The organism is Capnocytophaga sp. ARDL2 (assembly GCF_041530365.1).
Classification (GTDB): Bacteria; Bacteroidota; Bacteroidia; order Flavobacteriales; family Flavobacteriaceae; genus Flavobacterium.
This window is the reverse complement of sequence record NZ_CP168034.1, coordinates 1,612,829-1,629,209: the sequence shown is the minus strand read 5'-3', so window position 1 is coordinate 1,629,209 and position 16,381 is coordinate 1,612,829. Positions and strand designations below refer to the sequence as shown.

13 protein-coding genes and 1 pseudogene are annotated in these 16,381 nt (G+C 34.5%); 11 read left to right on the top strand and 3 right to left on the bottom strand.

The genetic code is table 11. The annotated features are described in order from the left end of the window. Positions 1 to 152: 152 nt before the first annotated feature. The 11 genes and pseudogenes from AB4865_RS08255 to AB4865_RS08205 all read left to right on the top strand — a co-directional run bounded on the left by AB4865_RS08255 (position 153) and on the right by AB4865_RS08205 (position 12,995). Positions 153 to 722 carry a hypothetical protein gene (locus tag AB4865_RS08255; protein ID WP_372472805.1) on the top strand — a complete coding sequence of 190 codons (570 nt, stop codon included), beginning with the start codon at positions 153 to 155 and terminating at the stop codon, positions 720 to 722. Between the two features lie 74 nt (positions 723 to 796). Beyond that, complete coding sequence (locus AB4865_RS08250) at positions 797 to 2,044, top strand: OmpP1/FadL family transporter (RefSeq protein WP_372472804.1); 1,248 nt, start codon at positions 797 to 799, stop codon at positions 2,042 to 2,044. A gap of 11 nt (positions 2,045 to 2,055) precedes the next feature. Beyond that, complete coding sequence (locus tag AB4865_RS08245; protein ID WP_372472803.1) at positions 2,056 to 3,651, top strand: G-D-S-L family lipolytic protein; 1,596 nt, start codon at positions 2,056 to 2,058, stop codon at positions 3,649 to 3,651. A 218-nt stretch (positions 3,652 to 3,869) separates the two neighbouring features. Continuing rightward, positions 3,870 to 4,160 (top strand): HU family DNA-binding protein, encoded by a 291-nt coding sequence (locus AB4865_RS08240; protein ID WP_372472802.1) that lies wholly within the window; start codon positions 3,870 to 3,872, stop codon positions 4,158 to 4,160. Positions 4,161 to 4,406: 246 nt separating this feature from the next. Beyond that, positions 4,407 to 5,953, top strand: a pseudogene (locus AB4865_RS08235) (Rne/Rng family ribonuclease). Positions 5,954 to 6,166: 213 nt separating this feature from the next. Beyond that, positions 6,167 to 8,557 carry a 3-hydroxyacyl-CoA dehydrogenase NAD-binding domain-containing protein gene (locus tag AB4865_RS08230; RefSeq protein WP_372472801.1) on the top strand — a complete coding sequence of 797 codons (2,391 nt, stop codon included), beginning with the start codon at positions 6,167 to 6,169 and terminating at the stop codon, positions 8,555 to 8,557. A 126-nt stretch (positions 8,558 to 8,683) separates the two neighbouring features. Beyond that, on the top strand, positions 8,684 to 9,865 hold the full coding sequence (locus AB4865_RS08225) for an acetyl-CoA C-acyltransferase (RefSeq protein WP_372472800.1): 1,182 nt from the start codon (positions 8,684 to 8,686) through the stop codon (positions 9,863 to 9,865). 245 nt (positions 9,866 to 10,110) lie between these two features. Further along, positions 10,111 to 11,907 (top strand): acyl-CoA dehydrogenase family protein, encoded by a 1,797-nt coding sequence (locus tag AB4865_RS08220; RefSeq protein WP_372472799.1) that lies wholly within the window; start codon positions 10,111 to 10,113, stop codon positions 11,905 to 11,907. Positions 11,908 to 12,026: 119 nt separating this feature from the next. Further along, on the top strand, positions 12,027 to 12,218 hold the full coding sequence (locus tag AB4865_RS08215) for a hypothetical protein (RefSeq protein WP_372472798.1): 192 nt from the start codon (positions 12,027 to 12,029) through the stop codon (positions 12,216 to 12,218). Next, entirely contained in the window at positions 12,211 to 12,495 is a 285-nt protein-coding gene (locus AB4865_RS08210; protein WP_372472797.1) for a type II toxin-antitoxin system RelE/ParE family toxin, read from the top strand. The genes AB4865_RS08215 and AB4865_RS08210 overlap by 8 nt, the downstream gene beginning before the upstream one ends. Next, a complete protein-coding gene (locus AB4865_RS08205) occupies positions 12,492 to 12,995 on the top strand; it encodes an NUDIX domain-containing protein (RefSeq protein WP_372472796.1) in 504 nt (167 codons plus the stop codon). The genes AB4865_RS08210 and AB4865_RS08205 overlap by 4 nt, the downstream gene beginning before the upstream one ends. A 546-nt stretch (positions 12,996 to 13,541) precedes the next feature. Here AB4865_RS08205 and AB4865_RS08200 read toward each other — a convergent pair. The 3 genes from AB4865_RS08200 to tpiA all read right to left on the bottom strand — a co-directional run bounded on the left by AB4865_RS08200 (position 13,542) and on the right by tpiA (position 16,378). Further along, positions 13,542 to 14,156: a hypothetical protein gene (locus AB4865_RS08200; protein WP_372472795.1), complete on the bottom strand. Its 615-nt coding sequence runs from the start codon at positions 14,154 to 14,156 to the stop codon at positions 13,542 to 13,544. 220 nt (positions 14,157 to 14,376) lie between these two features. Continuing rightward, the gene (gene rocD, locus AB4865_RS08195; RefSeq protein ID WP_372472794.1) at positions 14,377 to 15,615 is read right to left on the bottom strand and encodes an ornithine--oxo-acid transaminase; all 1,239 of its coding nucleotides are present in this window, start codon (positions 15,613 to 15,615) and stop codon (positions 14,377 to 14,379) included. 10 nt (positions 15,616 to 15,625) lie between these two features. Then, positions 15,626 to 16,378 (bottom strand): triose-phosphate isomerase, encoded by a 753-nt coding sequence (gene tpiA / locus AB4865_RS08190; protein WP_372472793.1) that lies wholly within the window; start codon positions 16,376 to 16,378, stop codon positions 15,626 to 15,628. Positions 16,379 to 16,381 lie beyond the last annotated feature (3 nt).

Here is a 16,381-nt window from a genome sequence, read left to right as displayed (position 1 = left end):
AGAGAAATCAAAGGATTTTATAAGAAATTTTAAATATAGAAATAAAACTAAAAACTTGACTATAAAATGAAATGTTTTAATTTTCATTAAATACATTGCAAAAAGATAGAAAAATAATATAGTATCTTTGCAAAATATATAAAAAATTCCACATGAAAAAAATATTTATTCTTTTATCATGCATTACACTTTTCGTTTCTTGCAAAAAAGAAATGAAAATCAGTCGTGCCAATGAAACTATATTGGAAGAAATACACGATTTTAGCCCAATTTTTATCGACAATATAAAAGGTGTAGCAAAAAGTAATCGCAATAATATCATTGGAAATACCCACTGGATAATTACTGCTGACAGAGATCTGACTTTAGGCGACATTACTGAAGAATTGATATATCTGACTAACAAAAAATACAAAGATGATGCAATGCATCCTGATGATAAAAATATACTTTTTATATACAGTGATACATTGAAAAAACAAAACGCGTTTGTACCCTTTCATTTTAAAAAAATTACAACAGAAAACATTCCTTTAAATGAGCATCAATCATTAGTAAAAATCAACAATTTGGATGATGTTCAAGAACTTATTTTTACAAGACAAACCGTAATACAATTTTCACCTGCAATTGATGTAGAAACATTTACCAATATTCTCATCAACTTGCATCTAAACAAAACTTTTTATAACTATTCCAATTATCTAATTATAAAGGAATAAATTATTTTCAAAAAAATTATATTTTTTCACAAAAAAATATAGTACTTTTGACTTTGTAAGAAAATTTTAACATTATGAAGAAAATCGCAGTATCATTATTAGCTCTTTTAGCGACCAATGCCTATGCTGGTGGATATCGTATCGCTATGCAAGGTCAAAGACAATTGGGGATGGGGCATACAGGTGTAAGTATTTTTAACCAAAATGCAGAAGCACTATTTTTTAACCCTGCAAGTGGGGTTTTTATGAAAAATAAATGGAGTTTTTCTGGAGGAGTAAATTATTTAAAATCTGATGTAATTTTTCAAAATAAAGATTACAATTGGAGTAGAGAAACTACAAATGTAGGTACTCCCTTTTATTTTTATGGAAACTATCAAGCAACTGATAAATTTTCTGTAGGATTGGCTGTATATACTCCTTACGGAAGTAGCGTTGCTTGGGATAAAGATTGGGAAGGTTCTCATTTGGTAAACAACATCAAGTTGCAGGCAATTTATGTTCAGCCTACTGTTTCATACAAACTTACTAAAGATGTGAGTTTGGGTGCAGGACTAATTTATGTAAATGGTGGAGTAAATTTCAACCGCAACTTATCGAGAAATATGGTGGACGAAAATGGAAATCGCAGTAATGTAACATTGGATGCATCTGGAGTTTCGGCATGGGGATACAACGTAGGTTTGGCAGCAAAATTGGACAAATACGTAAATATGGGAATCAATTATCGCTCACAAATTGATATGAAAGCGGAAAATGGTACAACAACTTTTGAAAACTTACCTGCCTTTGCTCAAGCAAATTTCAAAAATGGATACTTCAATGCAACAATGCCTTTACCTGCCGAATTGAGTATTGGATTCTCATACCAAGTCTCTGACAAAGTTTTGGCTGCTGTAGAATACAATCACGCCTTTTGGAATGCTTATGACGCTTTGAGAATCGAATTTGTAGATTCACCTATTGGTACATCGGTAAACCAACGCAATTACAAAAACTCAAGTATTTTTAGAGCAGGATTACAATACCAAGCAACGGACAATTTTTCTGCAAGAATTGGTGGTTACTACGACCAATCTCCAATAAAAACAGGTTATTTTGCACCAGAAACACCAAGAAACGATGCGTTTGCAGGTACCTTAGGTTTTACATACCAAATAAACGACCGCTTGTCTGTTGATGTTTCTGCAATGTCTGTATTCTTTAAAGAAATCAACGAGTCGTACAACCATTATATAGAAGACAGAAATCCTGTGTCATTTGGTGGAACCTATCGATCGGCTGCAGTAACAGCAGGAATCGGTGTATCGTATAACTTTTAATCTGTAATACAATGAAAAAAATATATTCAATAGGAATTTTATCAGCAATTTTGGCTACAACAGCTTGTAAGCCAGAGTTTGAAGATCCAATTAATGAGCAAACCTACTATAGTGGAGAAGCGGATTTTTCAACCTATGTAGCCGTAGGAAATTCGCTTACTGCTGGATATATGGATGGAACTGTGTTCCGTTCGGGACAAAAGTTTTCTTTCCCAAACATATTGGCTGCTCAAATGAAAGTAGTGGGTGGTGGAGAATTTACTCAACCTTCTTTTGAAGAAGATATCAATGATATCGGAGGTTTGGTTCTTGGTGGAAATATAATAGGAACTACTCGTATGACTATTTTAATGAATGGTGGACAATCTTCTGCTGTAAATGTTTCGGGGACACCTACTATAGAATTGACAAACTTGCAAAAGAAAGCCTATAACAATATGGGAGTACCTGGTGCAAAATCTTTTCATCTTTTAGCAACTGGTTACGGAAATCTGGCCGGATTAGCAACTGGTACAGCAAATCCATACTTCGTAAGACATGCTACTTCAGAAACAGCTACTATCTTAGGTGATGCTGCTTCGCAAAATCCTACCTTTTTTACCAACTGGATTGGTTCTAATGACGTATTGTTTTACGCTATATCAGGAGGAATTGGTGTTGATCAAACAGGAAATCTGAATGTAGCATCGTATGGGCCTAATGATATTACAGATCCAAATGTTTTTGCACATGCATACAACACTATAATCAATACATTGACTACCAACGGTGCAAAAGGTGTAGTAGCAACTATTCCAGATGTAACATCTATTCCGTATTTTACAACGATTCCATACAATGTGATTACTCCTGAAAGAGCTGGTGGCGAAACAAATATCAACAATCTTAATTCTCGTTTGTTTACTCCATTAAAAATGGTATTAACGAGCTTAGGAGCTGGTGATCGTATTCAAGAATATTCATTGACAGGAGCAAATCCATTGTTGATTATCGATGAAACTTTACCAGATTTGACCAATCAAATTAAAGCTGTTGCTAGTCAGATTCCACAATTGGCTCCTTTTGCAACAACTTTAGGACAATTGTACGGTCAAGCAAGACATGCTACAGAACAAGATTTGATTGTATTAAGAGCTATGAATATCATAGGAGTTGTAGAAACAGTAGCACCAGAATTGTCATTACTGCCTGAACAGTACAAAGAAATTTTTGGAGTACATGGAGTTACTTATCCTCTTAGAGATCAATTTACCTTGACAGCATCAGAACGTTTGTCAGTAGAAACAGCGACGAACTCATATAATAACATCATCAGAACAATAGCTTCGCAAAAAGATTTGGCTGTAGCAGATATGAATGCAATTATGAGAAATTTATTATCTGGAATTTACACTGGAGATGGTCAAAGATATACAGCAAATTACTTCCAAGGTCAAGCAAATATGAATACTGTGTTGTTTTCTTTAGACGGAATTCATCCAAATGCGAGAGGTTATGCCTTTGTAGCAAACGAAGTAATCAAAGTAATCAATGAAAAATACAAAGCAAATCTACCAAGAGTATTAGTAGCAAATTATCCAGGAATCAAAATCATTACATCAAACTAATTAATTGATTTTATGAAATATAAAAAGTGGTTATATATCAATAATAGCCACTTTTTCTTTTATAATAATGACAATCTACTGTAACTGAAACAATAGGAAAAAACACAAAAAAAATAATTTCTAATATTTTTTATCATTTCCTATTGATTATAAATAATATATATCATATATTTGCAATCCGAAAAATAAAAAAATTATTAACATTAATTATATCAGAAATGACAAAAGCAGATATCGTAGCTAAAATTTCTCAAAAATTAGGACTTGAAAAAGATGATATTCAAGCTACAGTAGAATCGTTCATGGAAGAAGTAAAAGGAGCTTTAGAAAGCGGAGAAAATGTTTACTTAAGAGGATTTGGAAGTTTTATTATCAAAACTAGAGCTGAAAAAATCGGAAGAAACATCTCTAAAAACACTTCAATCAAAATACCAGCACACAACATTCCATCTTTCAAACCAGCGAAAGTATTTATGGAGGGTGTAAAAACTAAAACAACTGTAAAATAATTTATTAACTTAAAAAATATAGTATTATGCCAAGTGGTAAAAAAAGAAAAAGACATAAGGTAGCTACTCACAAACGTAAAAAAAGAGCAAGAGCTAATCGTCACAAAAAGAAAAAGTAGTTTAAAACTACTTTTTCGTTTTTCTAAACGTAGGAAAATACTTCTTACTAAAATTAGAAACATAGTTTGAATAACGTTCTTAGAATTACTATCACATAGATAGTTTTATAATCAAAACATACGACAGATGAACAAAGAATTAATCATCAGAGCTAGTTCAAATGTTGTAGATTTTGCCTTGTTAAAAGAAGGAAAATTAGTAGAACTCCACAGAGATAACGAAGACAAAAAAGGATTTCAGGTTGGTGATATTTTCATTGCAAAAATCCGAAAAGCCGTACCTGGTCTCAATGCTGCCTTTGTAAATGTGGGTTCTGAAAAAGATGCCTTTCTTCATTATCATGATTTAGGCCCTAACCTACCCTCTTTAATGAAGTTTACCAAATTGGTTACTTCGAGCAAACTGCGTGATTATTCATTAAAAAATTTCACTTTTGAAGAAGAAATCGACAAAGATGGTAAAATATCTGATGTATTGAGTGCCAACCAATCTATTTTGGTACAATTGGTCAAAGAACCTATCTCTACCAAACGGCTCCTCGTATCAGTTCTGAACTATCATTAGCAGGTCGATACTTAGTATTAGTACCTTTTTCAGACAGAATATCTATTTCACAAAAAATAGATTCAAAAGCAGAAAAAGATCGACTTAAAAAAATGATTTCTTCTATCAAACCCAAAGGATTTGGAATCATCATTCGCACAGTAGCCGAAGGCAAACATGTTGCAGAACTAGAAAAAGATTTACAGCAATTGTATGACAAATGGTGTTTATTATGCAACAGATTGACTACAGCACATCATCCATCAAAAGTATTTGGAGAGGTAAACAGAGCTTCTTCTATCCTCCGAGATGTCTTTAACGACTCTTTTACAGGAATACATATTGATGATGAAGATTTATACTATCAAACGAAGGACTATCTGCAAGAAATAGCCCCTTCTAAAGTTTCCATCGTAAAACATTACAACAACAAAGAAGTACCGCTTTTCGAAAAATATCATATCGAAAGACAAATCAAAACTTCTTTTGGTAGAACCGTATCTATGAGCAAAGGTGCTTACTTGATTATCGAACACACCGAAGCCCTTCATGCCATAGACGTAAACAGTGGAAACCGCTCCAACAAAGCTCAATCTCAAGAAGAAACTGCTCTTGAGGTAAATTTAATCGCTGCAACCGAAATTGCCCGTCAATTGCGTTTGCGTGATATGGGAGGAATCATCGTAGTAGATTTTATTGATATGGGAAATCCTGATAATAGAAAAATACTCTACGACCATCTCAAAGAAGAAATGAGCGATGACAAAGCAAAACACAAAATCTTGCCTCCTAGTAAATTTGGCTTGATACAAATTACTAGACAAAGAGTGAGACCTGAAGTAAACATCAAAACTAAAGAGGAAAATCCCAACAACGAAAACGGTGAAATCGAAGCGCCTATTTTAGTGATTGACAAAATCTCGTCTGACCTTGAAAGAATCATCAAAGAGCATAAAAATGTAGTACTCAATGCACACCCATTTGTGGCTGCATATATTACTAAAGGCTTGTTTTCTATCCGTACCAAGTGGCTCCTTGAACACAAAAAATGGATTAAAGTAGTGCCTCGTGATGCCTACACTTATTTAGAATATCATTTCCTCGATAAAGAAGGAAACATAATCGAATAATTATTTACTAAAAACCAGTTTTAAATTAATAAAACTGGTTTTTTTGTCCTCTTCACTACTATTTTACATAGTATATCATCATTTTTTTTAATATTTCAAATTACACTATTTATTTTCTAACTTTTTTTCATTAAATTTGAGAAAGATGAAATAATACTGCTATTATTTCTTTCTTTTCACAAATTACGAATACTATTTTTATAATCTATAACTATGAAAAAAAGAATCAAAAAAGTTGCAGTAATCGGTTCGGGTATCATGGGTTCGGGTATTGCGTGTCATTTTGCCAATATTGGTGTAGAAGTACTTCTTCTTGACATTGCTCCTAATCAATTGACCGAAATCGAAGAAAAAAAAGGACTTTCGTTGGAAGATAAAGTAGTGAGAAATCGAATCGTTTCTCAAAATTTAGCCGATGCCCTAAAATCAAATCCTTCGCCGATTTACGATAAAAAATTTGCCAATAGAATTACTGTTGGAAATACAACAGACGATTTGCATAAAATCAGCGAAGTTGATTGGATTATCGAAGTGGTGGTTGAACGATTGGATATCAAAAAATCGGTGTTCGAACAAATCGAAAAATACAGAAAACCAGGCACATTGGTTACTTCCAATACTTCGGGAATTCCTATTCAATTTATGAGCGAAGGTCGCAGTGAGGATTTTCAAGAGCATTTCTGTGGAACACATTTCTTCAACCCTGTGCGTTATTTGAAATTGTTTGAAGTAATTCCTGGCTCGAAAACCAAACCTGAAGTTTTGGAATTTTTGAATGAATATGGTGAAAAATTCCTTGGAAAAACTTCCGTTATCGCCAAAGATACTCCAGCGTTTATAGGAAATCGCATCGGAATTTATGGAATTATGAGTTTGTTTCACTTGGTAAAAGAAATGAATCTTTCGGTTGAAGAAATCGACAAATTGACAGGTCCAGTCATCGGAAGACCCAAATCGGCTACTTTCCGTACGGTAGATGTGGTGGGATTGGATACTTTGGTGCATGTGGCCAATGGATTGTACGAAAATTGCCCTACAGACGAAGCACACAAATTGTTTAAATTGCCCGATTTTATCCAAAAAATAATGGATAATAACTGGTTGGGAAATAAAACCAAACAAGGATTTTACAAAAAAGAAGGAAAAGATATTCTTGCACTGGATTTGAATACTTTTGAATACAAACCTAAACAAAAAGTTCAATTTTCTGTTTTAGAAGCTACAAAAAACATCGATCGAGTGATAGACCGATATAAGGTTTTGACCAATTCTACCGACCGTGCGGGGGAATTTTACAGAAAATCTTTTGCAGGATTGTTTGCCTATGTGTCCAATAGAATTCCTGAAATATCAGACGATTTGTACAAAATCGATGACGCTATGAAAGCTGGTTTTGGATGGGAACACGGACCGTTTCAAATTTGGGATGCAATCGGTGTAGAAACCGCATTGCAATATATAAAAGATGTCAACGAAACACCTGCAAAATGGGTACAAGAAATGTTGGACGCTGGTTGTAAATCGTTTTATACGGTAAAAGATGGGGCTACCTATTTTTATCACATCGAAAGCAAATCATACAAAAAAATACCAGGACAAGATGCCTTTATTATTTTGGATAATATCCGCAAAACTAAAAAAGTTTGGGGCAATAAAGACGCAACCTTGTTTGATATAGGTGATGGAATTTTGAATTTAGAGTTCCATTCAAAAATGAATTCTATTGGTGGCGGTGTCATCAGCGGAATCAATAAAGCGATTGATATTGCAGAACAATCTTACGATGGATTGGTTATCGGAAATCAAGCGGCAAATTTCTCGGTGGGAGCCAATTTGGCAATGATTTTTATGATGGCGGTAGAGCAAGAATACGACGAATTGAACTTCTCTATCCAAGCCTTCCAAAAGACGATGATGCGATTGAGGTATTCAGCAATTCCTGTGATTGCAGCACCACACGGAATGACATTGGGTGGAGGTTGCGAATTGACAATGCATGTCGACAAAGCTGTAGCTGCCGCCGAAACTTACATCGGATTGGTAGAATTTGGAGTTGGAGTAATTCCAGGCGGAGGAGGTTCGAAAGAAATGGCGTTGAGAGCTTCGGATTTGTTTAAGAAAAACGATGTAAAACTCAATGTCATTCAAGAACATTTCTTGACCATAGGAATGGCAAAAGTGGCTACTTCGGCTTATGAAGCTTTTGATTTAAATTATTTACAAAAAGGAAAAGACATTGTAGTTGTAAACAAAGATCGTCAGATAGCCGAAGCCAAAAAACACGCTTTGTTGATGGCAGAGGCAGGATACACACAGCCGATACCACGCAAGGATATTTTGGTATTAGGAAAACAAGCCTTAGGAGCGTTTTTTGTAGGAACAGATGGAATGACCGTAGGAAATTACATTTCAGAACACGACAAAAAAATTGCAAATAAACTGGCTTATGTTATGGCAGGAGGCGATTTGTCTGAACCAACTTTGGTATCAGAACAGTATTTGTTAGACCTTGAAAGGGAAGCATTTTTATCATTGTGTACCGAACGTAAAACCTTGGAACGCATCCAACACATGCTGACAAAAGGAAAACCGTTGAGAAATTAGTTAAGTAAAAAGTATTAAGTACAGAGTGTTAAGAATTGAAAAAAACTTAATACTTAATAGCTAATACTTAATAGCTAATACTTAATAACTAATACTTAATAGCTAATACCTAATACATTAAGAAATATGAAAACCGCATACATAGTTAAAGCATACAGAACAGCTGTAGGAAAAGCCCCAAAAGGTTTGTTCCGATTCAAAAGGCCCGATGAATTGGCAGCTGAAACCATTGATTTTATGATGAATCAATTACCTAATTTCGACAAAACCCGTATTGACGATGTAATGGTAGGAAACGCCATGCCAGAAGCCGAGCAAGGGTTGAATGTAGGACGATTGATTTCCCTTATGGGATTGAAAGTAACCGATGTACCAGGAGTAACGGTCAATCGTTATTGTGCATCAGGACTGGAAACCATCGGATTGGCAACGGCAAAAATTCAATCAGGAATGGCAAATTGTATCATTGCAGGAGGAGTAGAATCGATGAGTTTTATTCCGATGGGAGGATACCGTGCAACGCCAAATTATGAGACAGTTTCCAAAGGAAATGAAGATTATTATTGGGGAATGGGACTCACAGCAGAGGCTGTTGCCAAACAATACAATATTTCACGAGAAGCCCAAGATGAATTTGCCTTTCAATCGCATCAAAAAGCATTGAAAGCCATACAAGAAAATAAATTTCAATCGCAAATTGTTCCAATTACGGTTGAACAAACTTTTGTAAACGAGCAAGGTAAAAAAGAAACTAAATCCTATGTTGTTTCACAAGACGAAGGACCAAGAGCCGATACCAATTTAGAAGCCTTAGGAAAGTTGAAACCTGTTTTTGCCGCAGATGGAACAGTTACAGCAGGAAATTCATCTCAAATGTCAGACGGAGCTGCTTTCGTATTGATTATGTCGGAAGAAATGGTAAAAGAATTCAATTTAGAACCCATCGCACGATTGGTAACTTTTGCCTCAGCAGGGGTCGAACCGAGAATTATGGGAATTGGTCCAGTAAAAGCCATTCCAAAAGCATTGAAACAAGCCGGTTTGAATCAAAATGATATTGTGCTAATTGAATTAAACGAAGCCTTTGCAGCACAATCATTGGCGGTAATTCAGGAATTGGATTTAAATCCAGAAATTGTCAATGTAAACGGAGGTGCCATTGCTTTAGGGCATCCATTAGGTTGTACAGGAGCAAAATTATCGGTACAATTGTTTGACGAAATGCAACGCCGTGGTAACAAATACGGAATGGTAACGATGTGTGTAGGAACTGGACAAGGTACAGCGGGGATTTTTGAATTGTTGTAAAAACCCCTCCTTCAAGTTTCACGCAGATAATAATTTTTTTTGATATCACGCTTATTTAATTTTAGCAGATGATGCAGATATATTAATTGAACTGTTTAAATTTTTGATAGAAAAAATAATTAAAAATCATTTCAAATCAGCGTGAAAATAATTAAATAGATTTTTCACACAATTTAAAAAATAAATAATCTTTAAAACCCTGTTTACCCTAGCAGGTTTTCCCCTTTGGGGGATAGGGTGCAACTATGGAAAACTTAACAAGAGGTGGTCAATTTATTGTAAAAGAGACATTAGCAGAAAATACTTTTACTCCAGAGGATTTTTCAGAAGAGCAAATCATGATGAAAGAATCCCTCACTGAGTTTGTGGATAAAGAATTATGGCCAAACAAACACCGTTTTGAAAGTAAAGACTATGCATTTACGGTAGAGGTTATGAAAAAAGCAGGTGAACTCGGATTTTTGAGTGTAGCTGTACCAGAAAATTATGGAGGTATGGGATTGGGATTTGTATCTACAATGCTTACTTGTGATTATATTTCAGGTGCTTCGGGGTCGTTTTCAACAGCATTCGGAGCTCACACAGGTATTGGAACGATGCCTATCACACTTTACGGTACAGAAGAACAAAAACAAAAATATGTGCCTAAGTTGGCAAGTGGCGAATGGTTTGGAGCTTACTGTTTGACAGAACCTGGTGCTGGTTCGGATGCAAATTCTGGAAAAACCAAAGCTGAATTGACAGCCAATGGAAAACATTATAAGATTAACGGACAAAAAATGTGGATTTCCAATGCTGGTTTTTGTCATGTGATGATTGTTTTTGCAAGAATTGAAGACGACAAAAACATCACGGGATTTATTGTAGAATACGATCCAAACAATCCCAACGGAATCACATTGGGAGAAGAAGAACACAAATTGGGAATCCGTGCAAGTTCTACAAGACAAGTATTTTTCAATGATACATTAGTACCAGTAGAAAATATGTTGGCAGGTCGTGGCGAAGGATTTAAAATTGCAATGAATGCCTTGAATGTTGGTCGTATTAAATTGGCAGCGGGTTGTTTGGATTCACAAAGGAGAATCATTACAAAAGCGGTAGAATATGCCAACGAACGCATTCAATTCAATCAGCCAATTGCAAATTTTGGAGCCATTCGCAAGAAAATTGCTGAAATGGCTACTTCACTTTATGCCGACGAATCTACCAGTTATCGTGCAGCAGGTGCTATTGAAAAGAGAATCAATGCACGATTGGCCGCAGGAAACAATCATCAAGAGGCAGAATTGAAAGGTGTGGAAGAATTTGCTATTGAATGTTCGATTTTGAAAGTTGCTGTATCAGAAGATGCACAAAATTGTTCAGATGAAGGATTGCAAATCTTTGGAGGAATGGGATTTTCGGAAGATACTCCGATGGAAGCCGCTTGGCGTGATGCTCGTATTACTCGTATTTACGAGGGAACGAACGAAATCAACCGAATGCTTACTGTGGGAATGCTCATCAAAAAAGCAATGAAAGGACATGTAGATTTGTTAGGACCCGCAATGGCTGTAGGAGAAGAATTGATGGGAATTCCAGATTTTTCTACACCAGATTACGACAAATTGTTTGCAGAAGAAAAGGCAATGTTGAAAAAACTGAAAAAAGCCTTCTTGATGGTCGCAGGTTCGGCTGTTCAAAAATACGGAATGGATTTGGAAAATCACCAACAGTTGTTATTGGCAGCCGCAGACATTTTGATTGAAATCTATATGGCGGAATCTACAATTTTACGCACCGAAAAAATGGCAAAATCAAAAGGAGAAGAAGCGGCAAAAGAGCAAATCGCTATGGCAAAATTGTATCTCTATAATGCCGTAGAAATCATTGCACAACGCGGAAAAGAAGGAATCGTTTCCTTTGCAACAGACGACGAACAACGCATGATGTTGATGGGATTGCGTAGATTTACAAAATACGACAACTATCCAAATGTTATCGAATTGCGTGAAATCATCGCTGATAAAGTTATCAAGGAAAATAGATATTGTTATTAATAAATTATAAAAACTGCCTGGGAAATCGGGCAGTTTTTTATTATCTTTGTAAAAACAGTTATCGCATAAAAACCATAGAATTAAAACATGATATTACTGCAGAACAACACCAAATGGCTGTGGAAGTATTAAAAGAACACGGAATAGAAGCGTACTCTATTTACGAAGAAGAACCTACATTTGTTTCGGAAGAAGCCTATCACAACTATGTGAAAAAGAAAGTGGATAAAGCTGAAAAAAGTGGAAGAGCAGAATTTCAAACCAAAGAAGAAATGTCAGCGGAATTTAAAAGGAGATTAAACAATGTATAATTACTTTTTAAATAAAGATGCTAAAGAAGATTTGTATCGAATTTATCAATGTGGAGTAAAAACTTTTGGTGAAATTCAAGCTGAATATTACTATGATTTATTATTAGAAGAATTTAAAAGAATTGCTTCAAATCCATTTATCTTTCCTGATTATCAGTATAAAAATTACAGATATTGTGTTTGTAAATCCAATACCATTTATTTCAAACTTGAAAATGATGAGGTCGAAATAATTGCAATTATTGGAAAACAAAATTTTGAAAATCGAACCTTATGAAACACTTAAAATATTGTCCACAGTGTGGAAACGAAACCTTAGTCTTTGAAAACGATAGAAAATTTTCCTGTAACTCGTGTGAGTTTGTTTTGTATCACAATTGTGCACCTGCTGTGGCTGTAATCGTAAAATGTGGTAATGAAATTCTATTCACCCGTAGAAATCAAAATCCTGCCAAAGGTAAATTGGATTTAGCTGGTGGATTTGTCGATCCTAAAGAAACAGCCGAATCGGCTTGTGCAAGAGAACTATTCGAAGAATTAAACATTACGATTGATAAAACAAAACTAATATTAATCAAAACATTGCCAAATGTTTATCATTACAAAAATATAAATTACAATACTTTGGATTTGTTTTATGAATATGAAGTTAATGAAAAATTTTCAGTCGATTTAGAGCTATCTGAAGTTTCAGAAATTGTTTGGATTGATGCAAATAATATTCCGATAGAAAAAATTGCATTTGAATCTCAAAAAATGTTTTTCGAAGAGTATTAAAACCAAAAAAACGTTTATCTGACTTATACAGACAAACGGTTTTTCTTTAGTGGTTTTCTTCGTACAATTCTGATAATTGATAATCAGAGTAGTTTGGTACAAATATATCAGTTTGAGATAAACATTTTGATTATTTTTTAGTTTTACATTATTTTCCCACAACCAGAAAACTTTATTTTTGTAGGAAAATTGCAATAAACGAATCAATTCTTTTGTAACATTATAATAATCATTTGTCAACCAATACAAATGAATTTTCCTTTAACACAAATCTAATCGAAGGGGATACAACTTAATTCCTTGTTCAATGACTTTGAGAGCATTTTCGACTTCTGCATCCGTTGTATAAAAATCAAATGAACTTGTCCAAACTGTACAATACCCATCATTTTGTAAGGTAAAACATCGATTTAGAATATCAATTGTAATATCTTCATTGAAATTTTTATCTACATAAAAATTAAAAGCTGCAATGTAATACTCTTCGTTTTTCTCAGAAGATTGCTCCCATTGTTGAAGGACTTTTGATTGTTGTATTATATTTTTTTATAAAAGAAATCTTCTAATTGTTCTTTTTAGTTTTGTGCTTCTAAACAATTGTATATCAAAGACAAAATCATAGTATAAAAATTGTTTCATAGTAGTATTTTTTTGATTACTAATCAAAAAAAATACTTTGATGAGTTCGGATATGGCAAATTGTACGAATGTAAAAAATCCTCCGATGAACAAAAATACAAATTGTAACAAGATATCTGTTTCTTTATTTAACCTTTCACTTATTTCGATTTCTTTTATCAAACTTTTTAAAAAGAAAACAACCGTTAGAAAAGCACAAATCCAACCTAATATCCTAAAAATGTTACTAATAGTCAATAATGCTGGATATTTCAAATTAATAGAACTATGTTGTTGTATATAATTTGTTTCTTGATTATTTGAAGCAACTTCAATATTATTTACTTTGTTTTTAGCTGAATTTTTTGAACAGATTTTTGTAGTAGAATTCGCATCATTCTTGATAATTATGCTTTCCTCATATACAAAATCACTTAAATATTTTATTGCAAAATCATTAATATCATTTATATTGGATGAAAAACAAAATCCATTTATATGATGATGTAAATCACTATTAAAATTAAAATTTCTTTTATTCAATTCAATATATGAAAAGACCACTGTATCTTTATTAAATTCATTCTACTTTTCTATAATAGAAACTAACTCATTAAGATTTTTTATATCATCAACCGCATAAGTTTTCATTGTTTTTAAAAAATTAAATTACGCTTTTAAAAAAAGTTTGACAAACTTATACTTCGGCTAGGCTCAGTATCTCTACAAGTTTGTCAAACTACAAAAAAATTAAATCATCTTCTTATTTCTCAAACTCTTTCAAAGTCTTGGTGATAATCGCAACACAATCTAGCAATTGCTCTTTGTTCATTACCAATGGTGGTGCAAAACGAATGATGTTTCCGTGGGTTGGTTTTGCCAATAATCCATTGTCTCTCAATCGCAAACAGATGTTCCAAGCGGTGTCGCTTTCTTCGCTGTCGTTGATTACAATGGCATTCAACAATCCTTTTCCTCTTACCAAAGTACAAATGTTTGAAGTTTCGATGTATTTGTTCAATTCGGCTCTAAACAATTGTCCTAATTCTTCGGCGTTTTCTGCCAATTTTTCGTCAATTACTACATCTAAAGCTGCAATGGCAACTGCCGCCGCCAATGGGTTTCCTCCAAATGTAGAACCGTGTTGCCCTGGCTTGATTACATTCATAATCTCGTCGTTTGCCAATACCGCAGATACTGGATACATACCACCTGACAAAGCTTTTCCTAATACCAACACATCTGGTTGAATGTTTTCGTGCTGTACTGCCAACATTTTTCCTGTACGAGCAATACCTGTTTGTACTTCGTCTGCGATAAACAACACATTGTGAGCTTTACACAATTTGTTGGCTTCGCTCAAAAATCCTTCGTTTGGCACATAAACCCCAGCTTCTCCTTGGATAGGCTCTACCAAAAATCCTGCAATGTTTTTGTTATTTTCCAATACTTCTTTCAATGCGTTGACATCGTTGTACGGAATGCGGATAAACCCTTCTGTATATGGTCCATAATTTTTTCTTGCCTCTGGGTCGTTTGAAAACGAGATAATCGTAGTCGTACGCCCATGGAAATTGTTTTCACAAACCACAATCACGGCTTGTTGTTCTGGAATTTGCTTTTCTTCGTAAGCCCATTTTCTCGTCAATTTGATAGCTGTTTCTACCGCTTCAGCTCCTGAGTTCATTGGCAATACTTTGTCAAATCCCAACAATTTTGTGATTTTTTCTTCGTAAACACCCAATTTGTCGTTGTAAAATGCACGAGATGTCAATGTTAAAGTTTGAGCTTGTTTGGTCATAGCCTCAACCAATTTTGGATGACAATGTCCTTGGTTTACAGCAGAATATGCCGACAAAAAGTCGTAGTATTTTTTACCTTCTACATCCCATACAAATACTCCTTCACCTTTTGACAAAACCACAGGTAGTGGGTGATAATTGTGGGCTCCGTATTGGTTTTCTAATTCTATTAATTGTTGTGATGATAAATTTGTACTCATAATTTATTAATTATCCGTTGTTTATAATGTTTACAAAATCTTCTACTTTCAAGGCAGCACCTCCTATGAGTCCGCCGTCAACATCTGGTTTTGAGAAAATCTCTTTAGAATTTTCTGGTTTTACGCTACCTCCGTACAAAATTGAAGTGTTTTCTGCCACTTCTTTATCATATTGAATAGCGATTTGCTCTCTGATGTATTGGTGCATTTCTTGGGCTTGTTCGGGTGTTGCTGTTTCGCCTGTACCAATTGCCCATACAGGTTCATAAGCCAAAACAATGTTGTTCCAAGCCGATTTTGGCAAGTGAAACAAAGAATCTTTCAATTGATAATACACCACATTGAGGTGTTGCTTGTTTTTGCGGTCGTTTAGCTCTTCTCCTACGCAGAAAATTACGCGCATATTGTGTCTCAAAGCGGTATCTACTTTATTTGCCAACAAAGCATTGGTTTCTTTGAAATATTGTCTTCTTTCCGAATGACCCAAAATTACAGTATTTACCCCTACGCTTTTCAACATATCGGCAGAAATTTCGCCCGTAAAAGCACCGCCTTCTGCTTGGTGCATATTCTGAGCAGCTACTCCTATATTGGTATGCTCTAAAGTTTGGGTTGCAATTAATAAATTGGTAAAAGGTGGAGCAATGATTACTTCCACTTCTTTTCCGTTGGGCATATTTTCGATTAAATCGTTTACAAATTGCTGAGTTTCTGCTGCATTTTTGTGCATTTTCCAGTTACCCGCTACAATGGTATGTCTCATAAA